19 protein-coding genes, 1 tRNA gene and 2 riboswitches are annotated in these 19,765 nt (G+C 43.6%); of the genes, 6 read left to right on the top strand and 14 right to left on the bottom strand.

What is annotated here, in order from left to right:
* Positions 1-217: 217 nt before the first annotated feature.
* From ASG85_RS13000 to lonB, 4 genes are all read right to left on the bottom strand, one after another.
* Positions 218-805 carry a hypothetical protein gene (locus tag ASG85_RS13000; RefSeq protein WP_029194640.1) on the bottom strand — a complete coding sequence of 196 codons (588 nt, stop codon included), beginning with the start codon at positions 803-805 and terminating at the stop codon, positions 218-220.
* A gap of 243 nt (positions 806-1,048) precedes the next feature.
* The gene (yihA, locus tag ASG85_RS12995) at positions 1,049-1,708 is read right to left on the bottom strand and encodes a ribosome biogenesis GTP-binding protein YihA/YsxC (RefSeq protein WP_060646443.1); all 660 of its coding nucleotides are present in this window, start codon (positions 1,706-1,708) and stop codon (positions 1,049-1,051) included.
* 23 nt (positions 1,709-1,731) lie between these two features.
* On the bottom strand, positions 1,732-4,077 hold the full coding sequence (gene lon, locus ASG85_RS12990; protein ID WP_060646442.1) for an endopeptidase La: 2,346 nt from the start codon (positions 4,075-4,077) through the stop codon (positions 1,732-1,734).
* 256 nt (positions 4,078-4,333) lie between these two features.
* Positions 4,334-6,052 (bottom strand): ATP-dependent protease LonB, encoded by a 1,719-nt coding sequence (gene lonB, locus ASG85_RS12985; protein WP_057306179.1) that lies wholly within the window; start codon positions 6,050-6,052, stop codon positions 4,334-4,336.
* A 228-nt stretch (positions 6,053-6,280) separates the two neighbouring features.
* On the opposite strand from lonB, the gene ASG85_RS12980 reads away from it, so the two are divergent.
* Positions 6,281-6,976 carry an N-acetylmuramoyl-L-alanine amidase family protein gene (locus ASG85_RS12980; protein ID WP_063860274.1) on the top strand — a complete coding sequence of 232 codons (696 nt, stop codon included), beginning with the start codon at positions 6,281-6,283 and terminating at the stop codon, positions 6,974-6,976.
* Here ASG85_RS12980 and ASG85_RS12975 read toward each other — a convergent pair.
* The 6 genes from ASG85_RS12975 to ASG85_RS12950 form a co-directional block, all read right to left on the bottom strand.
* On the bottom strand, positions 6,969-7,787 hold the full coding sequence (locus ASG85_RS12975; RefSeq protein ID WP_057306180.1) for a divergent polysaccharide deacetylase family protein: 819 nt from the start codon (positions 7,785-7,787) through the stop codon (positions 6,969-6,971). The two genes, ASG85_RS12980 and ASG85_RS12975, sit on opposite strands and share 8 nt — an antisense overlap.
* Before the next feature lie 768 nt (positions 7,788-8,555).
* Complete coding sequence (ispG, locus tag ASG85_RS12970) at positions 8,556-9,653, bottom strand: flavodoxin-dependent (E)-4-hydroxy-3-methylbut-2-enyl-diphosphate synthase (protein WP_057306182.1); 1,098 nt, start codon at positions 9,651-9,653, stop codon at positions 8,556-8,558.
* A 96-nt stretch (positions 9,654-9,749) separates the two neighbouring features.
* Positions 9,750-11,018, bottom strand: a complete 1,269-nt coding sequence (clpX, locus tag ASG85_RS12965; protein WP_057306183.1) for an ATP-dependent protease ATP-binding subunit ClpX — start codon at positions 11,016-11,018, stop codon at positions 9,750-9,752.
* Between the two features lie 12 nt (positions 11,019-11,030).
* Positions 11,031-11,621 (bottom strand): ATP-dependent Clp endopeptidase proteolytic subunit ClpP, encoded by a 591-nt coding sequence (gene clpP, locus ASG85_RS12960; protein WP_057306184.1) that lies wholly within the window; start codon positions 11,619-11,621, stop codon positions 11,031-11,033.
* Positions 11,622-11,820: 199 nt separating this feature from the next.
* Positions 11,821-13,122 (bottom strand): trigger factor, encoded by a 1,302-nt coding sequence (gene tig / locus ASG85_RS12955; protein ID WP_057306185.1) that lies wholly within the window; start codon positions 13,120-13,122, stop codon positions 11,821-11,823.
* Positions 13,123-13,232: 110 nt separating this feature from the next.
* A complete protein-coding gene (locus ASG85_RS12950) occupies positions 13,233-14,150 on the bottom strand; it encodes a hypothetical protein (protein WP_060646441.1) in 918 nt (305 codons plus the stop codon).
* A gap of 154 nt (positions 14,151-14,304) precedes the next feature.
* Between ASG85_RS12950 and ASG85_RS12945 the strand changes: the two genes are divergently transcribed.
* From ASG85_RS12945 to ASG85_RS12925, 5 genes are all read left to right on the top strand, one after another.
* Positions 14,305-14,378 (top strand) — tRNA-Arg (locus ASG85_RS12945).
* A 123-nt stretch (positions 14,379-14,501) separates the two neighbouring features.
* A riboswitch (cobalamin riboswitch) is annotated at positions 14,502-14,695 on the top strand.
* 146 nt (positions 14,696-14,841) lie between these two features.
* The gene (locus tag ASG85_RS12940) at positions 14,842-15,621 is read left to right on the top strand and encodes an energy-coupling factor ABC transporter permease (RefSeq protein WP_057306187.1); all 780 of its coding nucleotides are present in this window, start codon (positions 14,842-14,844) and stop codon (positions 15,619-15,621) included.
* On the top strand, positions 15,618-15,902 hold the full coding sequence (locus ASG85_RS12935; RefSeq protein WP_060646440.1) for an energy-coupling factor ABC transporter substrate-binding protein: 285 nt from the start codon (positions 15,618-15,620) through the stop codon (positions 15,900-15,902). Before ASG85_RS12940 ends, ASG85_RS12935 begins: the two co-directional genes overlap by 4 nt.
* Positions 15,899-16,708, top strand: coding sequence for a cobalt ECF transporter T component CbiQ (cbiQ, locus tag ASG85_RS12930; RefSeq protein ID WP_060646439.1), 810 nt, complete (start codon positions 15,899-15,901; stop codon positions 16,706-16,708). The genes ASG85_RS12935 and cbiQ overlap by 4 nt, the downstream gene beginning before the upstream one ends.
* Positions 16,705-17,541: an energy-coupling factor ABC transporter ATP-binding protein gene (locus ASG85_RS12925; RefSeq protein ID WP_060646438.1), complete on the top strand. Its 837-nt coding sequence runs from the start codon at positions 16,705-16,707 to the stop codon at positions 17,539-17,541. Before cbiQ ends, ASG85_RS12925 begins: the two co-directional genes overlap by 4 nt.
* 508 nt (positions 17,542-18,049) lie before the next feature.
* On the opposite strand, the gene ASG85_RS12920 is transcribed toward ASG85_RS12925, so the two are convergent.
* From ASG85_RS12920 to ASG85_RS12915, 4 genes are all read right to left on the bottom strand, one after another.
* Positions 18,050-18,418 carry a (2Fe-2S) ferredoxin domain-containing protein gene (locus tag ASG85_RS12920; protein WP_060646437.1) on the bottom strand — a complete coding sequence of 123 codons (369 nt, stop codon included), beginning with the start codon at positions 18,416-18,418 and terminating at the stop codon, positions 18,050-18,052.
* Positions 18,419-18,449: 31 nt separating this feature from the next.
* Positions 18,450-18,653, bottom strand: a riboswitch (cobalamin riboswitch).
* A gap of 129 nt (positions 18,654-18,782) precedes the next feature.
* Positions 18,783-18,920, bottom strand: coding sequence for a hypothetical protein (locus tag ASG85_RS37810; RefSeq protein ID WP_156390195.1), 138 nt, complete (start codon positions 18,918-18,920; stop codon positions 18,783-18,785).
* Between the two features lie 168 nt (positions 18,921-19,088).
* Entirely contained in the window at positions 19,089-19,202 is a 114-nt protein-coding gene (locus ASG85_RS36945) for a DUF4023 family protein (protein ID WP_082562468.1), read from the bottom strand.
* 46 nt (positions 19,203-19,248) lie between these two features.
* Positions 19,249-19,605, bottom strand: coding sequence for a hypothetical protein (locus tag ASG85_RS12915; protein ID WP_060646436.1), 357 nt, complete (start codon positions 19,603-19,605; stop codon positions 19,249-19,251).
* Positions 19,606-19,765: the final 160 nt, after the last annotated feature.

The following is a 19,765-nucleotide window of genomic DNA, read 5'->3' as shown; positions in this document are numbered from 1 at the left end:
AAAAAAATTTCATCCGCTAGGACCTACGTCATTCACTTCCCGAGGGTATAATCTCTCGCAACATTCAATGTCCTGAGTGAATCCTGGTTCCTATATTGTTTCAACGAGAATAAAAATAACATCTATCGACGAGAAATGCAATAGTTTTTTTTACCAAATGCCTTTAAACAAAAAAGACCCTAAAAAGGGTCTATTGTAATTGTGGGTATATGTGTGGTTAAGCCTCCAATATAAACAAACGATGCGTTAGCTCATTGAGGCGAGTGTCGATCTGCTGATGTTCTTCCTGTTCCTGCAGCATATTTCGTAAATCAAGTAGATGGTTAATTTGATCGTAGATCATTTCAATCTCTTGCTCGACTTCTCTCTTTTGGAACATTTGCTGCATGAGACCAATAGTGTCTTTGTACTCATAGATAACGGTCAACAATTGCCCTTTGACTTCCTCAATTTTAACGACGGTTCCACGCTCGTAGTAGTAAACCATTGTATAGCTTGGATAGATTCGGTTTACTTTTGCGCTTCCTTTAAACTCTGACACTGCTTTACGCATCAAATTAGCCAGTAAGGTGTTACTTAATCTGCAGGATCCTGTGCATTCATATAGGCCCGATTTCTTCTCAAATGAAAGGACGATTTCCTGACCTGCTCCATCTTGAAAAACAACCTCTTGGTTGCCATTTTCCAAGACTTTCACTTGCAATGTCACTTGATGATCCACAAACATTTGAAAAAACCTGAACATCTCGGCTTCTGTTAACTGGAGGCAGGTTTTGACATATTCAGTCGCTAACCTTTGTGCCATAAAAATCCCTCGATTCTTTGTTTACAAGCCATTAACTATTACCTTGTTTATTATTATACTACATGCGTCTCTAATATTCCTGCGTGCAATTCATTATAATCAGCCAAATATTCTGAAAAAACCAAGGAATTACGGAATGCCAGCAAATTTTCCCCAGTAAACCTCGCTTTCCCGTGTGCTTCTTCTTGATTTTCTCTGTCTTTTGACGTCCTTCTTATTAATACACAAAAAACCGCCCTATGATCAGGACGGTTCTTGTTCTTTATCTTGTTCTTGCTGGGTCACGAGTTCATTTGCTTCCTCAGGCTCTGTTTCTCCATAAGCAATAGCTTGCTCTAGAATCCCCCACAGCTCATCTTTGCCGAGCCCAAGCTCCGAGGAAAACATCAACGGCTGAACACCCTTATCCATCCCCAGTGTTTCTCGCACAATCTTGATATGCTTCGACCATCTGCTTTTCGGGATCTTATCGGCCTTGGTCGCAACGACGATGACTGGTACATCATTATGTCTTAGCCACTCGTACATAGCTTGATCATCTTTGGAAGGGGGGTGCCGTAAATCAACTAATTGCATGACAAGGCGCAGTGTTTCTCGATTCATTAAGTAGCTCTCAATGAATTTTCCCCACTGCTCCCGTTTCGTTTTGGAAACTTTGGCGTAGCCATAACCTGGAAGATCTACGAAATATAAGTCCTGGTTGATTTTATAATAGTTAAGCGTTTGGGTTTTGCCGGGCTGTGAGCTGGTTCTGGCCAAATTTTTGCGGGAGATCAAACAGTTGATGAGTGAGGATTTCCCGACATTAGAACGCCCTGCCAGAGCAATCTCTGGCAAGGCATCCTCTGGATATTGGCTAGGTCCAACCGCACTGATAATAAACTCAGCTTGATTGACTTTCATGGATGTTCAACTACTTTCTATCGTTATCCGACTTGCACGGGAGGCTTATCTTTGACAAGCGCATGTTCAAGCACTTGATCCATATGGCTGACTGGAATGAAGGTCATCTCCGCGCGGACACTTTCTGGAATTTCAATGATGTCTTTCTCATTATCCTGAGGCAGCAGGATGGTACGAATACCAGCTCGATGTGCAGCTAGCGCCTTTTCTTTGAGCCCTCCGATTGGAAGTACTCGGCCGCGCAGTGTAATTTCACCTGTCATCGCAACCACACGAGAAACAGGAATATTCGTCAATGCCGAAATCAATGCCGTTGCCATCGTAATTCCTGCGGACGGACCATCCTTTGGAATGGCGCCTTCCGGGATGTGAATATGGATGTCGTTCTTCTCATGAAAGTCTGGTGCAATGCCAAATACATCAGCCCGTGTGCGTGTATAACTGAAAGCTGCTTGAGCGGATTCCTTCATCACATCACCGAGTTTACCTGTCAAAGTCAATTTGCCTGTTCCGGGCATAACGGTGACCTCAATAACTAAGGTATCCCCGCCAACTTCCGTCCAAGCAAGGCCTGTCACAGCACCTATTTGATCTTTCTCTTCTGCTACATTATAGCGGAACTTGCTCGGTCCTAGGTAGTCCTTCAAGTTTTCTTCCGTTACATGCACCGGTGTAGTTGGGTCAGATACGATCTTTTTAGCCGCTTTACGATTCATACCTGCGACTTGCTGCTCTAAATTACGAACGCCCGCTTCACGTGTATATTCACGAACGATTTTCATTAAGGCATCTTCATCTACAATAAGTTGGTCTTCTTCTAGACCATGGTCACGCTTCTGCTTAGGCAGCAAATACTTTTTCGCAATTTGAAGCTTCTCAATCTCTGTGTAGCCAGGAATGTAGAGAACCTCCATCCGATCTAACAGAGGGCGAGGAATATTGTGAACAGCATTTGCTGTCGTCACGAACATGACATTGGACAAGTCAAACGGAACTTCAATGAAATGATCACTAAAAGTGCTATTCTGCTCGGGATCAAGAACTTCAAGCAATGCCGAAGCTGGGTCTCCGCGGAAATCCATTGCCATTTTATCAATTTCGTCTAGCAAGAAAACAGGATTATTCGTTCCAGCGTTCTTCATCCCCTGGATAATCCGTCCCGGCATCGCCCCAACATACGTACGACGATGACCGCGAATTTCGGCTTCATCTCTGACCCCGCCAAGCGAAATACGAATGAACTGTCTTCCCATGGATCTAGCAATTGAACGAGCAATCGAGGTTTTGCCGACGCCCGGAGGACCAACTAAACAAAGGATAGGTCCTTTCAGCTTCTTAACCAGCTTCTGTACCGCTAGGTACTCGAGTACGCGCTCCTTTGGCTTTTCAAGTCCGAAGTGATCCTCATTCAAGATTTCTTCGGCCTTATCCAAATCCAAGTCATCGTCCGTATTTTTGGACCAAGGCAGTCCTAGCAGCCAATCAATATAGTTGCGGATGACGCCTCCCTCGGCAGAAGTCGCTGGCATCTTCTCTAGACGGTCGATTTCTTTCTCAACCTTCTCGCGGACTTTATCTGGCAATTCAGCTTCCGTCAACTGGTTGCGTAGGTCATCCACTTCGCCTGCGCGGCCTTCTTTATCGCCAAGTTCCTTCTGGATGGCTTTCATCTGTTCGCGAAGGTAGTACTCCTTCTGCGTTTTTTCCATTTGTTTCTTAACACGTTGACTAATTTTACGTTCGAGCTCAAGCACCTCTCGCTCATTGTTCAAGATATTAAGCATTTTCTCGAGACGCTCACGTACATCTACTGTCTCCAGAATCTCTTGTTTATCCTTAATTTTGAGCGATAAATGGCTGCATATAACATCTGCTAAACGGCCTGGTTCATCAATGTCAGACACGGCAGCAAGCGTTTCTGGTGTAACCTTTTTCGACAAATTAATGTAATGCTCGAATTGACTCAGTACGCTTCGCATAAGCGCATCGATCTCAGGATCGGTGATCTCTTGCTCCGGTAGTTCCTTAGCCGTGACTTCATAATATTCATCATTCACAAGGTATTCAACAATCTCAGCACGCAAAACGCCTTCAACCAAGACACGAATGGTTCCATTCGGTAGTTTCAGCATTTGCCTTACTTTAGCAATTGTCCCAATGCGATAAATATCCTCTTTGGCAGGTTCTTCTATGTTGATCTCAGATTGAGAGCAGAGGAGAATCATGCTGTCATCCACCATTGCCCGCTCGAGTGCTTTAACCGACTTTTCTCGCCCTACATCCAGATGTAGAACCATGCTCGGATAAACCAGCAGTCCCCTTAGAGGCAATAGCGGCAATCTGCGCACCTTGATTTTTCCGGGTCCCATCCTCTGCACCTCCTAATATATGGATCTTCGAACGGAGTTCGAAGTCTCTCCGCTTTGTGGATCTTCGAACGGAGTTCGATTTGTCTCCGTTTTGGATTTTCGAACGAAGTTCGATTTGTCTCCGTTTCAGATCTTTGAACGATGTTCAAAGTCATTTATTTCTGTACCCCTCGTTGCCCTTTACATTTTATCAAAACTGCAAACAAAACACCAACTGGCACTCTGACGCGTCATGTGAGGTTATCTCAACTCTGATTTAGGAGTCAATTGTATGTTGTGAATTAGCATGTAAAATAGGTAAAGTTGAAGCTGGAATCGTCCTTTCTGAAGTAAAAGGCAAGTGAATCACATTATCATGAAGCTCTAAGCCTAACGCAACTTCCAGCACTTCTTCGATCGAGTCAGCAGCAAGCACCTCTACACCAGGCAAATTAGCGAACATTTCTTGCCAATTTTCTTTGGGGATAATGACTTTGGTAGCGCCCGCTTGGAATGCAGCTTCGACCTTCGCTACAACGCCGCCAACGGGTTTAACTTTACCATGGATACTCATTTCCCCCGTCATAGCCAATTTATTATCCACAGGTATTTTATGTATCGCAGATGCAATAGCTGTCGCCATGGAAATACCTGCAGAAGGTCCATCGATAGGCACTCCGCCAGGGAAATTAATATGCAAATCATAGTCTGACGTATTAAATCCAAGTTTGCGAAGGACTGTCAAAACGTTTTCCACTGATCCGCGCGCCATACTCTTCCTGCGGATGGTTCGAGAGCCTCCTCCCATTTCCTCTTCATCTACTACACCTGTAATATTAAATTTCCCAGTACCTGCAACGGCAATTGGTATCGCGGTCACTTCGATCTCAAGTAGTGTACCCAAATTAGGACCATACACCGCTAATCCATTGACGAATCCAATTTGCGGTTGTGCAGGTATTTTCCGCTCTGGTCTAGGTGGAATTTGCGATGAATTGACAACCCACTCAATGTCAGCTGCGGTAATCTCATCTCGCTTATCCGTTAAGGCAATACCCGCGGCAAGCTGAATCACATTCACAGCCTCTCTGCCGTTCGTTGCATATTTCGTTACAACTTGAACAGCAGCTTCACATTTCTTGAAGCCAATTTTATCCAAGGCTTTCCGAGCAATTTCCCCTACCTCACCTGGTAAAAGAGGACGGAAATAAATTTCCAAGCAGCGCGAACGGATAGCTGGAGGAATCTCGCTAGGTGTACGTGTTGTAGCCCCTACTAAACGGAAATCAGCAGGCAGACCATTTTGAAATATATCATGAATATAGCCTGGAATATTCGTATCCTCAGAGCTATAATACGCACTCTCTAGAAATACTTTACGATCTTCCAGCACCTTTAATAATTTGTTCATTTGTGTGGGGTGTAATTCACCGATCTCATCGATAAACAATATGCCGCCATGCGCTTTCGTCACGGCACCTGGTTTAGGTTGCGGAATCCCCGCGACCCCCATTGCACCTGCACCTTGATAAATTGGATCATGAACTGAACCGATTAATGGATCGGCAATTCCTCTTTCGTCAAAGCGTGCTGTCGTTGCATCGATTTCTGTAAATTTGGAATCCGGACGGAAGGGTGACTCCTGATTTTTCTTAGCTTCTTCTAAGACGACACGAGCCGCAGCCGTTTTACCAACCCCAGGCGGACCATAAATAATGACATGCTGCGGATTGGGACCGCATAGTGCAGCTTTTAGAGCTTTCAATCCTTCAATCTGGCCAACGATATCCTGCATGGAAGACGGTCTTGTTTTCTCAGAGAGTGGCTTTGTTAGCGAAATGGATCTTAGCTTTCTCAATTTTTCCAATTCTTTCCTGGACTCTCTATCTACAGCAGACCGGTTCGTCTGTTGATTACGCAGCAAATTCCAGAAATACAACCCAATCACAACCGCAAAGAAAACTTGAATTACCATAAGAATAATACTTAAACTCATTTGTCATACCTCCTAAGAGCTTTGCTTTAGCAAACTGTCATCGTAAGCATATGCTTAGATTTCGTAAGAAAACTGCTTCGTAAGCTGTCATGCTAACTTCGTCAAACAGCTCAGTTTTTTGTCATAGCTTCCATTATTCCCGTGAAAAAGAAGGTTAATCCAATTCATGCAAACTTTTGCGTGACGTATGATAGCCCCCTTACAGAAGAAGGATAAGAGTAGATATTCATGCAAAAGGAAGTGGTTCGCTTGAAGAAAAACTTGATGATTCTACTTGTTTTCCTCTGTCTTTGTAAAACGTCAGATGCATCCGCTTTGGCTAATGATCCCCTACTGCCTAATGCAGATATTATTATCGACGTAGGGCACGGGGGCATAGATAGCGGTGCTTTACACGGTAAATACCAAGAAAAAGATATGAATTTAGCCATATCCAAAAAAACATACAAGTTACTTAAGAAAAGGGGCTATCGCGTTATCATCAACAGGACTGAGGACTACGCTTTAAGTGAAGATAACAAGTGGTCCTTCGGTGGAAGACACCGCAAGGATTTAGCTCAACGTTCCGGACTCGCCAACACAATTAAGCCCAAAATGATGCTAAGCATGCATATCAATTGGTCAGGTAAATCTGATCGTAGAGGACCACTTGTAATTTATCAAAATCAATCAGACAGCATTTTGCTTGCTCAACTTTTGCAAGAATCTCTGAATCGTCTTTATGGCACGGAAGAACTGCCTGTTCTCGGTAAAAAGTATTATGTGCTCAAGCACACGAAAAGCCCTGCTGTTATCGTCGAACTAGGATTTATTTCCAACAAATCAGACCGCAAGCTGTTGAATGATTCTCATCATCAAGCCAAGTTAGCAAAAGCCATTTCTCAAGCGGTAGATCAATACTTTGCTATGATTCATCCTAATTAGCATTTAGCTTCATAGTTTGCGAAATCGGAACAAAGGTAGCTTCCTTTTGAATGATCGGAATGGCCTCTTTGATCACTTGGGCTGTTTTTTTCCCTGGTGGACCCACATGTCCGATCGCGATGACCATATCCCGTTGATGGATTAATTTTTTAAACTTCACCATTTGCTTGCTGATGTGACTGTACGTGTAAAGATCATCGAAGAAGAGTTGATTCTCTGAAAATGGAACTCCATTTTGCCCCGCTAGCTTGCCGATTAGGCTTTTTGGAGAAGTACGGCTATCTAATAAAATGAGATTTTTCTCTTTGCAGAGTTCAACGAGAATTTTCATTACTCTCTCATCCGCAGTAGCCTTGGATCCCATATGATTATTAATTCCTATTACATAGGGAATATCTTCGATTGCCGCTACGATCCGTTTGTGAATCTCATCATTCGATAAGTCCGTAGTAATGGCTCCTGGACCCAACCAGCTCTTCTTGCCCCGCACAGGCTCCATAGGTAGGTGTAGAATGACTTCATGCCCCCTATCGTGTGCTAATTGAGCATCTTGTTTGGAGGAGGGCAGGAAAGGCATGACAGCGACAGTGAAAGGGATAGGTAGATCCAACATCTCTTTAGTGCCGTCCATATTATTGCCAAAGTCATCAATGACAATGGCCACCTTCTTCGACTTGATCTCGGCTGCTTGCTGTGAAGGCATTCCCACATCTGAAGCACCCGTATGCCAAGGTAAAAGAAGCAAAAAGATCCCTACGATTACTGTAAGGGTAATGTGACGAGCAGTCCTATACTTGCTTAGCAAATTCATATCATTCTCCTTGTTTGCATGTAATCGTTAGAAAAACTTACTTCAAATGAACAAGCTTTCCAGTTTTACTCATTATGCTTCTCTTGCGCTACAAATATGCGTACAAGGAATTAAATGGCATTAGGGGAGCTGGTTCAGAAGTAAGTGCTGGTGGGAGTGGGATTGCAAGGGCGGGTGCGGCTGTGGGCGGGGATTTAGAGTGTGGGGCGGGCGGGAGTGCAAGGGCGGCTGTGGGCGTGGATTTAGAGTGTGGGACGGGTGGGAGTGCAAGGGCGGGTCCCGGGCGCGGCTACAGGCGTGGAATTAGAGTGTGGGACGGGTAGGAGTACAAGGGCAGGTTCCGGGTCGGATGGGAGAGCTGATGCAGGTGGTTGCGAAACGAGGGAATAAGTGAGAGAGAACAATGCCGATAAAAAAGTTCTCAAAGGGAACTACGATTCGTTATTTGAGCCAAAAACGTTCAAATACATGAGTATGAGGAACTACAGTTCGCTATTTCGTTGTTTTCCTTAGAAAACCTCTCTTTTTTTAGAAATAAAGCATCCATGTTCCGCTAATTCAAATTTCTAGTGCATTTTCCCAAAATAGAGCACTGTAGTTCCCTTTAAAAAAGGATTTATGGTTATATACCTGCTTATCCGTCCATAACTGGGGATCTGTAACAATTCCTTACAATCACGAGCTCATTGTCTCCGAGACACAAAGAAAGCCGTTAAAAGCACCTCATCCTAGGCACATTTAACGGCTATCTTTTTTAAATATATGCTATTAGTGCTTACGTCCTGGGATAACACCAGTTTTTTCATAAGAATCTACGATGATATCAATTTCTTTCTTTAATTCATCGAGCAGTTCAGCTTCAGGAACCTTGCGAATCATTTCTCCATAACGGAACAGCATTCCCTCGCCACGAGCTCCTGCAATCCCAATATCAGCTTCACGCGCTTCTCCTGGACCATTTACTGCACAGCCAAGTACAGATACCTTAATTGGCACTTTGATCTTTGCAATATAATCCTCAACCTCGTTAGCGATCGAGAACAAATCGATATCCAAGCGGCCACAGGTAGGACAGGAAACAAGAGTTGCAGCGTTAGTAATCAATCCGAACGTTTTGAGCAGCTCACGAGCTACTTTAATCTCTTCAACAGGATCCGCGCTAAGTGAAATACGGAGTGTGTTACCGAGTCCCATATTGAGCAGCGTTCCGATACCTGCCGCACTCTTTACAGCACCTGTAAAGAGCGTTCCAGCCTCAGTAATCCCAAGGTGAAGTGGGTAGTTGAATGCTTTAGCCGCTTGAGAATAAGCTGCAATCGCCATAGGAACATCGGAAGCTTTGAGTGAAACGATAATATCATGGAAATCAAGCTCTTCCAGAATGTTAATGTGGAATAAGGCACTTTCTACCATAGCCTCAGGCGTTGGGTATCCATACTTTTCGAGAAGATGATTCTCAAGTGAGCCGGCATTGACCCCAATACGAATTGGAATGCCACGTTCCTTACAAGCTTTAACAACCGCTTCTACCTTCTCGCGGCGGCCGATATTACCTGGATTGATACGCACTTTATCGATGCCATTCTCAATAGCAGCAAGCGCTAAGCGATGGTCAAAATGAATATCTGCCACAAGTGGAATATGAATTTGCTTCTTGATTTCTTTGATGGCCTCTGCAGCTTCCTTGTTGTTCACGGTGACACGAACGATTTGGCAGCCTGCTTCTTCCAAACGAAGGATTTCTGCTACTGTCGCCTTCACATCCGCTGTCTTCGTTGTACACATACTTTGCATGATGACTTCATTACTGCCACCGATCGTCAAATCGCCTACACGAACGGCCCGCGTATCTTTTCTATGGAACATTATGGTTTCTCTCCCCATGACACCAAACATCCTCCGCTCCAATCCCATTAACAGGGGATCGGATTGGAGGCTGTGTGTAATTTGTGAAATTATGGGTTACGCGCTTTCTTCTTTCTTCTTACCAGTCGCCTGCGCGCCATCTTTGGTCGTCAAAACAGGAGTGATCTTGTTTTGAACCGTTTCCTTAGATACCACACATGTTGTAACGTCTGTTCTCGAAGGGACTTCGAACATCACATCAAGCATTATGCTTTCAATGATGGCTCTCAGACCGCGCGCGCCAGTATTACGTTTGATTGCTTCTTTAGCAATGGCATCAAGCGCCTCTGCATCAAATTCGAGTGAGACGTTATCCATCTCGAGCATCTTCTGGTATTGTTTCACGAGTGCATTCTTAGGCTCCGAAAGAATACGCACAAGAGCTGGTTCATCCAGCGGCTCTAGTGTAGAGATGACCGGTAAACGACCAACGAATTCCGGGATTAAACCGAATCGCAAGAGATCTTCCGGAAGCACCATGGATAAGTACTCGCCTGGTTTCAAATCAACTTTAGCTCCATCTGTGCTAAAGCCAATTACTTTTTTACCGATTCTGCGTTTGATAATTTGCTCAAGGCCATCAAAAGCTCCGCCGCAAATAAACAGAATGTTGGTTGTATCAATTTGAATGAATTCTTGATGCGGATGCTTACGTCCACCTTGTGGAGGAACAGAGGCAACCGTACCTTCAAGAATTTTGAGCAAAGCTTGTTGAACACCTTCTCCGGAAACGTCTCTTGTAATGGATGGGTTCTCGGATTTACGTGCCACTTTATCGATCTCATCAATATAGATAATGCCGCGTTCGGCTTTTTCTACATCATAATCTGCAGCTTGAATCAGTTTGAGCAAAATATTCTCAACGTCTTCGCCCACATAACCAGCTTCTGTTAATGAAGTGGCGTCCGCGATTGCAAAAGGAACATTCAGAATTTTGGCAAGTGTTTGCGCTAGCAACGTTTTACCACTTCCTGTAGGTCCTAGAAGCACGATGTTACTTTTTTGAAGCTCAACATCTTCCAATTTGTTTTGCGAATTAATACGCTTATAGTGGTTATAAACCGCTACAGCCAGCGATTTTTTCGCTTGATCCTGCCCGATCACGTACTGATCCAAAATATTGCGAATTTCTTTTGGTTTCGGAACATCTTTCAGATCAAGCTCTTCTTCATGCCCTAATTCTTCTTCCACAATCTCCGTGCAAAGCTCTATACATTCATCACAAATGTAAACTCCCGGACCTGCAACAAGTTTGCGAACTTGGTCTTGGGATTTTCCACAAAAGGAACATTTGAGTTGGCCTTTTTCATCGTTAAATTTAAACATGGGATCACTCCTTTATTTCAAGTCGTTTCGAGTGATAACCTCGTCGATTAACCCGTATGCCTTCGCTTCATCAGCGCTCATAAAGTTATCCCGGTCGGTGTCTCTTTCGATCTTTTCAAGCGGCTGTCCCGTACGGTCCACATAGATCTGGTTGAGTTTTTGTTTCGTTTTGATAATCCAATCCGCGTGGATTTTGATATCGGTTGCTTGACCTCTTACACCGCCGAGCGGTTGGTGTATCATTACTTCTGCATTCGGCAGCGCGTATCGCTTACCTTTGGCACCTGCTGTTAATAACAGAGAGCCCATACTTGCAGCCATACCTACACAAATCGTAGATACATCTGGTTTAATAAACTGCATGGTATCGAAGATACCCATTCCAGCTGTTACAGATCCACCTGGTGAATTGATATATAAGTGGATATCCTTATCGGGATCCTGTGCTGATAAAAAGAGCAGCTGGGCAATGACCAAATTAGCCACATCGTCATCAATAGCGCTCCCAATGAAGATAATGCGGTCCTTTAATAAACGCGAGTAGATATCGTAAGAACGTTCCCCACGAGCCTCTTGTTCAACAACCATAGGAATAAGACTCATTGTACCAACTCCTTTTGCGGCAATAGCCAAGTTCTCTCAATTGAGATTCAGATACAGTTTAACACGTTTGAACAGCAAAGTCATTTTTTCAGAGAACTGCTATGTATGAGGGTATTTCTTATAGTCTTGGGCAGTTTGGAGGCTAAAATAGGGTAAAAGAAAGGCACGTTGCTTACGTACGTGCCTTTACTAACCTTATTTATACTGCTGCGGAAACATGCTTGCTATTTTCAAGCAAGAAGTCAACCGTTTTTCTCATCACAAGATCGTTGCTCAGACCTTCTAAGCTGCCGTTAGAAGCAAACAGTTCACGAAGTTCTGCCGTTGTTTTTTGGTAGGATTGTGCATATTTCTCAAGTTCCGTGTCAACTTCTTCATCGGAAACTGTGATTTTTTCTGCAGCTGCGATGGCTTCAAGAACAAGGTTGTTACGAACACGCTTGTCAGCATCTTCTCTCATTTGTTCTTTCAGCACGCTCTCGTTTTGACCGGAGAACTGGAAGTAGATCTCAAGCGTCATGCCTTGGGAGCGAAGACGTCTTTCGAATTCCTTCACCATAACGTCTAGCTCTGCTTCTACCATAGAAGCTGGAATTTCAACTTCAGCATTAGCTGCAGCTTTTTCAACAACAGCTGTTTCCAGAGCAGCCTCTGAATCTTTTTCTTTGCGCTCTTGAAGACGTTTTTTCAGTTCTTCTTTGTACTCTACAAGTGTATCGTACTCGCTCACATCTTTAGCAAACTCATCATCAAGCTCTGGCAAGTTTTTGCGTTTAATGTCGTGAATTTTCACTTTAAACACAGCTGCTTTGCCTTTCAAATCTTCGGAATGGTAGTTTTCAGGGAAGCTAACGTTAACTTCTTTCTCTTCGCCTTTACCAAGACCTACGAGTTGCTCTTCGAAACCTGGAATGAAAGAGTTGGAACCAAGCTCAAGGGAGTATTTCTCCGCTTTACCGCCTTCGAACGCTTCTCCATCAACAAATCCTTCGAAATCGAGGACAACGACGTCACCATTTGCTGCTTGTCCTTCTTCAAGAACAACCAATTCAGCATGACGTTGTTGCAAACGTGTAAGCTCTTCAGTCAATTCTTCATCCGTAACTTCTGCGCTTACCGCTTCAACTTCGATACCTTTGTATTCGCCAAGAGTTACTTCAGGCTTAACAGTTACTTTAGCTTTGAACTTCAGTACTTGTCCTTTGCCGAATTGCTCAACGTCTACTTCAGGACGATCAACAGGCTCGATTTTAACTTCTTCAATCGCTTCCACATAAACTTCTGGCAAAATGATATCTAAAGCATCTTGATACAAGCTTTCTACACCAAATTTAGCTTCAAAGATAGAACGAGGTACTTTCCCTTTACGGAATCCTGGAACATTCACTTTCGCGGATACCTTTTTAAATGCTTTATCCAAAGCATCTGCTACGCGCTCTGCGCCAACTTCCACTTCAAGAACGCCTACGTTCTTCTCTATTTTTTCCCAACTTGCTTTCATTTTATGCTTTCCCCTCCAAAAATGTACGATGACATATTTTCACGTTACGCTCTTTACAACCATTCTATTATACCATATAAGATTTTCATTTCAAGGCAGCCTTTCTTGCCTTATGATGGGTCCGGATTAAACTGCTTCACAAACGCTTGCAGCACAAGGTTAGCTCGTTTCCACTGAAGCTTCATGGAATCAACAATCCCGTAATTATCTAGTAATTCTTCACGATTCACCGAGCCAAACAATTTCTCTTGAAGAATCGCATGAAGTGCAGATGCCCACACATCAACAGCACCTTCTTCCGCTTTCTGCAGATCGGTATAGATCGATGTCCCATACGCATAGGCTAGAAATTCCTGCCAGGTCTGCTTGGCAAAATAGACAAAATCAGGTTGGCTTATTTCACTAATGTCCCCGACTCTGCGAATCATATCACGAATGCGTGATGGAAAATCCTCCGGGCACAGCGGTGTCTCTTCGATCTCGACAAGGATCTTTTCCCCATTCTTAGGAAACTCAATAAATCCTCGCTCACCCATCTGTTTAAGCGCCTGCAAAGCTTTAAACTGAATGTGAGGGTGCCGCGGCTTCTCACATAGCCACTCCTTTACACGGTCGCTCACGTCAGATTGATCAATGAACGCTAATTGTTCAAGGGCATTGACTTGCTGCTCCAACGTACCTTCTCTTAGCATATTCAGAAGTTTAAGCGCAAAGGCGCCATCATCGGCTGTCTTATCTTGTATGTACTGCCGTAATAGATCCGTTTCTTCTTCTGGATCATCTTCCAATGGAGACGTCATAGGGAACATGGTTTCTGGATACATGGTATACAGCCAATTCCTCAAAGCTTCCCATTGTTCAGTTTTGTGTTGGTCTACTGTCGGAAATTGCAGTAGAAAGGTAAGCAATTGGAGCGCATCACTATACTGCTCTGTTTTTAGGAACCGAGTAAGCTCCTCTTCGTAAAATTGCTCTGTTTTCGGAAAAAGAATTAAGTTATTGATGGATGGGTCCGTTATGATGATCACCTCAGAAATCTTCTCGCTGGTGACAGTTTACTTGATTGTCCAAGTGATTGCAAAATAAATATATAAAATAGGGTTGACTTCACTTTAAACTATATGATAATATAACTCTTGCTTCGCTAAACGGATCAAATCCGCAAGGTAAGAAGAGGTTTATGTCTCAGTAGCTCAGCTGGATAGAGCACACGCCTTCTAAGCGTGCGGTCGGGGGTTCGAATCCCTCCTGGGACGTTCATGCACGGCAAAGGATCGCGAGAAATCGCGATCTTTTTTTGTTTATCTACATTTGCTAAAAAATAAAATTTCACTATGCTACGAATCTTTCATATTGTGTTATACTCTTTTCAATTACATATTTTTTCGAATAAATGAGGTGCCTTTGCGTAGCAAGCAAGGGGTAACAGGGAATCGGGTGCAAATCCCGAGCGGTCCCGCCACTGTATTCGGGGAGTTTCTTTCTATCATGTCACTTGATGAAAATTCAGGGAAGGCTGAAAGAATACGATGATCCGAGAGCCAGGAGACCTACCTTCATTTATGCACCCAGAAACCTTCGCGGAAAGGAGCGGTGTACGTCAAGTCTTTCGACATCTAGCTTATATTTGTCGTTTATTCGTACGTACCCACGGCCAATCCATCAGGATTGGTCTTTTTTGTTCGTTACACAAACTTTAATTAGGAGGAATTAAAAAACATGCAAACTAAGGCACAAAAGAACAAGGTCACTAGCTTCTTACTAGTGGTTATAGGGTTAGCCCTCTATCTATTCATTAATGAACCGCAAACCGTTTACGGCATGCACATTATGGAAGGATTTCTCCCTGTAGGTTGGGCTATATTTTGGTGGGCAGCCTTCCTTCCGTTCTTCTTTCTAGGTGTCCGAGCACTTATCAAAATTACGAAAGAACATCCAGAGCTCAAAATTATGCTTGGCCTTGCTGGCGCATTCACCTTCGTACTGTCGGCATTGAAGATCCCTTCTGTAACCGGAAGCAGTTCTCACCCAACAGGTACAGGTTTAGGAGCCGTAATGTTCGGACCGCTCCCTATGAGCGTCCTAGGATCGATTGTTTTGTTATTTCAAGCGGTTTTACTTGCTCATGGAGGACTTACGACACTCGGGGCAAATGCTTTCTCCATGGCCCTCTCCGGTCCAGTAGTTGGTTACTTCATATATAAGTCCATGATGAAAACAACAGGCAAACAAAAATGGTCGATATTTTTGGCAGCTGCTCTTGCCGACTTATCCACATACATTGTTACTTCTGTCCAATTAGCTCTTGCATTCCCAGCTGAACAAGGTGGATTTATAGCATCCTTTTTGAAATTCGGCGGTATTTTTGCCATTACACAAATTCCTCTTGCTATTAGTGAAGGTATTTTAACCGTATTAATATGGAATTGGTTACAATCTTACAGCCCAAAAGAGCTATCCATTCTACAACATAAAATGAAAGGAGCTTCTGAGCTATGAAAACTCGTACTGTGAATACCTTGATGTTAATTGCCGTTGTATTATTGGCAGTCTTACCCCTTATTTTCGCAAAAGGCGAATTTGGTGGATCTGATGATGCCGCTGAACAATTAATCCAAAGTATTGAGCCTTCCTATACGCCATGGTTCTCTTCATTATTTGAGCTCCCAGCTGAGACGGAAAGTATGCTGTTCGCCTTACAAGCTGCCATCGGGGCTGGCTTCATCGGGTATGCCTTTGGCTATTTCAAAGGGAAAACGTCTAAGTCCAAAAACCAATGATGAAATTAATCGACTCGCTCTCCTATAAAAATGCCTTACGCCCCCTATCACCGATGTGGAAGTGCGGTTTTGCAGTTACCATGCTGTTGTTTTCTTATCTAACGCATCCAGCGGTCCAGGTAATTATAGCGATTTGGATGGCCGTATGGACGGTAGTCTATGCTCGTATTCCAATCAAATATTATGTAACTATCATCGGTGCTGCATGCCTATTTTTTGTAGGTAGTGTACCCGCAATAGTGGTAGAGGTCCGTCCTTTGCAAGAAGCCTTGCCTGATATCCATGAGGTGGCGGCCTTTACATTCATGGACTGGAAGTTGTCCGTTTCTTCAACAGCTCTTTTGCTAATTGGCAAATTATTCGTTCGTATCATAGCAAGTCTAAGTTGCGTGTCCTTTATTATGTTCAGCACTCCTTTTTCCGAAATGCTGCAAGTTTTACAAAAAGTTCGTGTTCCCAAGCTAGTTCTGGAAATTATGCTTATTATGTATCGGTTTCTGTTCATCCTATTTGAAATTGCCAATAACATGTATGTGGCTCAGCAATCTAGAGGCGGTCAGACTGGTTTCCAAAATAGACTAAAGGATACAGCCATTATTATTGTTCAAATGTTTATTAAAACGATGCAGCGGTATAAATCATTGTCAAATGGCCTTGTCTCCCGAGGTTTTACGGATGACATTCACATGGCCCCCTACCGAGCTAACCCTGTACCTTTTCGATATAAATTGGAAAGTTATGTAGGACTCACGCTCTTACTGCTGCTCGAAATTTGGCTGCGTTGGAATTGGAGGAGTATCCGATGAGCACGATTCTAGAAACCTTAGAAGTTAGTTTTAGCTATCCCGCTTCTCAGAACATGGCTTTAAACAAATTAAAGCTCCGCATCCCCGAGGGAAAAAAAACAGCTATTTGCGGTCATAACGGTTCTGGCAAATCAACATTATTTCTTCAAGCTATTGGCATTCATTCACCTTCATCAGGCCAAGTTGTATGGAAGAACGAAGCTTTAACTTATACCCGCAAAGAACTCAAGCAATTACGTCAAGACGTTGGACTTGTCTTTCAAGATCCGGAACAGCAGCTCATTCTGAATACTCCTTATGAGGATGTCACCTACGGTCTGCGGAATGCTGCCATTCCTGAGCCTGAGATTAACCGCCGAGCAGAAGCTATATTAAGAACGATGGGGCTCGAGCACTTAGCAAACACACCTATTCACCACTTGAGCCTCGGCCAAAAGAAACGTGTAGCCTTAGCCGGTGTGCTTGTGCTTGAACCTAAGCTGCTACTTCTGGATGAACCAACGGCCTATCTGGATCGCATATCGGAACAACAGCTTGTCGAGGAACTTGACCGTATACATAATCGCGGCATCACGTTAGTCATGGCTACCCATGACATGAACCTTGCCTACTCATGGGCTGATTGGATTCTCGTGATGGATCAAGGACAGTGCGTCATGGAAGGCACGCCAGATGATATATTCAAAGATAGCAAGGCTATTATTGGTCTTGGTCTTGATAGGCCCATGCTGCTAGATCTGTGGGAAGCATTGCCCGAAGCTAGTCGTCAGGGAATCTCGGCACCTAAGAATGTGAGTGATTTTAAGACATTATTACAAAAGGTCTATTTATAACTATCATTAACGAATATAAATAGAGTTAAGAAGAGGCTGTCCCAACTGTGATTAGAGGGATAGCTTCTTTTTGTATACATGCATGCAGCTCGCCGAGCCGATAGAGTCTGAGAAGTCGAAAATCGACTTCTCAGTAGGCCGTCCTGCGCCTCCGCACTGAATAAGCGAGGAAAACGCGCTTATCCTGGAGCACCCGAACGAATAAGCGCGAAAAACGCGCTTTCTGTGAGAGCTCGCCGAGCCGACAGAGTCTGAGAAGTCGAAAATCAACTTCCCGGTAGGCTATCCTGCGCGTCAGCGCTGAATAAGCAAGGAAATGTGCTTATTCTGGAGCACCCGAATAGGTAAGGGGTAGGCTTTGCTTTCCCCTTACCTAAAACATATTAATTCTGACCAAAAAGGACCTCCACCTATTGGCGGAAGTCCTTATGGATACGAACTAAAAGGTAGATATCCCAAAAGGTTATAAACCTTTTGGGATAAGCCCCTTTAAACTTTCATTATCCGGTTATTTATTTTGAACGCGACTAATGCCCTTATTTCCTTTTCCGGTTGGCACAAAGTGTTCCTCAAAGCTATAAATCATATGTTCTTGGAGTGGTTTACCCTCTAGTAAATGCTCTCGAACAAGCCTTCTCCCAGTCTCTGGTGTCATTTCCTTGTACCAAATCCCTTGCGGATACACCGTAACAACACCTGCATCCTGACAGCGGCCATTACATCTAGTCCGAGTGGTATGTATAAGATGCTCCGCTCCGTGCTTCGAAATTTCATCTCGGATGGCTAGCGTTGTTTCGTCTCCTGAATTTTTCAGGCAAGATCCCCCGTTACAGATAAGTACATGATGTTGGACTGTTGAAAGATCCCACGTACTCATAAGAACACCTCCCTATCTCCCGTAGGTATATAACTGTGCTGCTGAAATAGGCAGGTCTCCTGGCTTCAGGATCTTCATCAAACGTCAGCCTTCCCAATCGGTCGATCAGTGGCATAGAGACGTTGACTCCTCTGTTACAGTGGCGGGACCGCGTCGGCTTCTAACCGATCTTCCCTTTTAAGCTTACTCTGCGCTTGGAAAGCGGATTGTAAGCACCTATTTCGTATATGAAATTGTTCGAGCTTATTCAAATCTTTTAAACTCAATCATCATACCTCATAAGTCTATCTATGTACAAGGAAAAAGCCCCAACCAAATGGTAGGGACTTCATCGAAGCTGTATTTACGATTTCAATTCACTCGTTTAAACGGAAGGACGATTCGGTTGGTGATGACCAGGCTCTGTTGAGTCCAGATTGGACTGTATGCGAGAAGATTGCTTCGAATGATCGATTGTGCTCTGTATCCTCTGATCCATACTTTTACTTTTCTTTTTGCTCATGATGGGAATCCTCCTATGAGTTGAAATAATGATCACTTGATTAGTATGGTGAGATACAACCTCAAATATGCTGTATAAAATACCCATAAAGGACGAAGGCAAATGGATAATAAAAGCAAAAGCCTGTAAGGAAATCTCCCTACAGGCTCTTGATGGTGCCATTAGACTTTAGTGCTTCTTGTGCGGCAAATTACTGCCTGGCTGACCGTCACCTTGGGTCCTGAAATTCTTCGCGGCTTTCCTCTGCTTGTCGTGCAGCTTGCTAATGAAATGACTATCCATGAGCATTCGCCTCCTGAAGAAAGAATGGCACTACCTCTTTAGAATGTCACACAAGCTCTAAATTTAAACGCATGGCAAGATTAAGAATCGCGCCTCTTGCTTCTGCATCTGTTTTGACTTTTTCGTACAATTCCTCAAAATTAGTGCGGTTTTGAATAAATTCCGGCTCTGTTTTAATAGCTGTTTGTGTCCAATTAATCAAAACATTCTCCGCTTGGGTAAGTTCGTTGTAAGCACGATGCAAGCCGACACGCTCAATAATTTCTTCCATTTCTGCTTGCCCTACTTCTTTACCTTCTTCTTTTAATTCCGTAATTCGTTTATCCGCTTGGTTACTGATTTGCAAAAAATGTTCTCTTGAAGCCAGATAATCAATTTGTGCTTTAGAGTGTTTCTTTTTCATTGTCATCACCTTTGTCCTTTAGTAAGTAAGAATTGGGTTTATTGTATCAGGCCTGTCAACAAAACACAAAATCCGTCCGGTTGACTGCGCCCATCCACTTCTGGACAGACATTATCTACCTTCCGTTTGCATACCTTTTATCATCATGCTCTCTTTATAA

The sequence above is a fragment of the Paenibacillus sp. Soil724D2 genome, from assembly GCF_001427935.1.
Taxonomy (GTDB): domain Bacteria; phylum Bacillota; class Bacilli; order Paenibacillales; family NBRC-103111; genus Paenibacillus_E.
The sequence above is the reverse complement of the archived record's forward strand: the minus strand, read 5'-3'. Positions and strand labels throughout refer to the sequence as shown.

What these genes read in the sequence shown, in the direction of transcription:
- ASG85_RS13000 (WP_029194640.1), bottom strand. Translation starts at nt 805, where the DNA reads ATGGCACAAAGGTTAGCGACTGAATATGTCAAAACCTGCCTCCAGTTA.
- yihA (WP_060646443.1), bottom strand. Translation starts at nt 1,708, where the DNA reads ATGAAAGTCAATCAAGCTGAGTTTATTATCAGTGCGGTTGGACCTAGC.
- lon (WP_060646442.1), bottom strand. Translation starts at nt 4,077, where the DNA reads ATGGGACCCGGAAAAATCAAGGTGCGCAGATTGCCGCTATTGCCTCTA.
- lonB (WP_057306179.1), bottom strand. Translation starts at nt 6,052, where the DNA reads ATGAGTTTAAGTATTATTCTTATGGTAATTCAAGTTTTCTTTGCGGTT.
- ASG85_RS12980 (WP_063860274.1), top strand. Translation starts at nt 6,281, where the DNA reads ATGCAAAAGGAAGTGGTTCGCTTGAAGAAAAACTTGATGATTCTACTT.
- ASG85_RS12975 (WP_057306180.1), bottom strand. Translation starts at nt 7,787, where the DNA reads ATGAATTTGCTAAGCAAGTATAGGACTGCTCGTCACATTACCCTTACA.
- ispG (WP_057306182.1), bottom strand. Translation starts at nt 9,653, where the DNA reads ATGTTCCATAGAAAAGATACGCGGGCCGTTCGTGTAGGCGATTTGACG.
- clpX (WP_057306183.1), bottom strand. Translation starts at nt 11,018, where the DNA reads ATGTTTAAATTTAACGATGAAAAAGGCCAACTCAAATGTTCCTTTTGT.
- clpP (WP_057306184.1), bottom strand. Translation starts at nt 11,621, where the DNA reads ATGAGTCTTATTCCTATGGTTGTTGAACAAGAGGCTCGTGGGGAACGT.
- tig (WP_057306185.1), bottom strand. Translation starts at nt 13,122, where the DNA reads ATGAAAGCAAGTTGGGAAAAAATAGAGAAGAACGTAGGCGTTCTTGAA.
- ASG85_RS12940 (WP_057306187.1), top strand. Translation starts at nt 14,842, where the DNA reads ATGCAAACTAAGGCACAAAAGAACAAGGTCACTAGCTTCTTACTAGTG.
- ASG85_RS12935 (WP_060646440.1), top strand. Translation starts at nt 15,618, where the DNA reads ATGAAAACTCGTACTGTGAATACCTTGATGTTAATTGCCGTTGTATTA.
- cbiQ (WP_060646439.1), top strand. Translation starts at nt 15,899, where the DNA reads ATGATGAAATTAATCGACTCGCTCTCCTATAAAAATGCCTTACGCCCC.
- ASG85_RS12925 (WP_060646438.1), top strand. Translation starts at nt 16,705, where the DNA reads ATGAGCACGATTCTAGAAACCTTAGAAGTTAGTTTTAGCTATCCCGCT.
- ASG85_RS12920 (WP_060646437.1), bottom strand. Translation starts at nt 18,418, where the DNA reads ATGAGTACGTGGGATCTTTCAACAGTCCAACATCATGTACTTATCTGT.
- ASG85_RS37810 (WP_156390195.1), bottom strand. Translation starts at nt 18,920, where the DNA reads ATGAGCAAAAAGAAAAGTAAAAGTATGGATCAGAGGATACAGAGCACA.
- ASG85_RS36945 (WP_082562468.1), bottom strand. Translation starts at nt 19,202, where the DNA reads ATGGATAGTCATTTCATTAGCAAGCTGCACGACAAGCAGAGGAAAGCC.
- ASG85_RS12915 (WP_060646436.1), bottom strand. Translation starts at nt 19,605, where the DNA reads ATGAAAAAGAAACACTCTAAAGCACAAATTGATTATCTGGCTTCAAGA.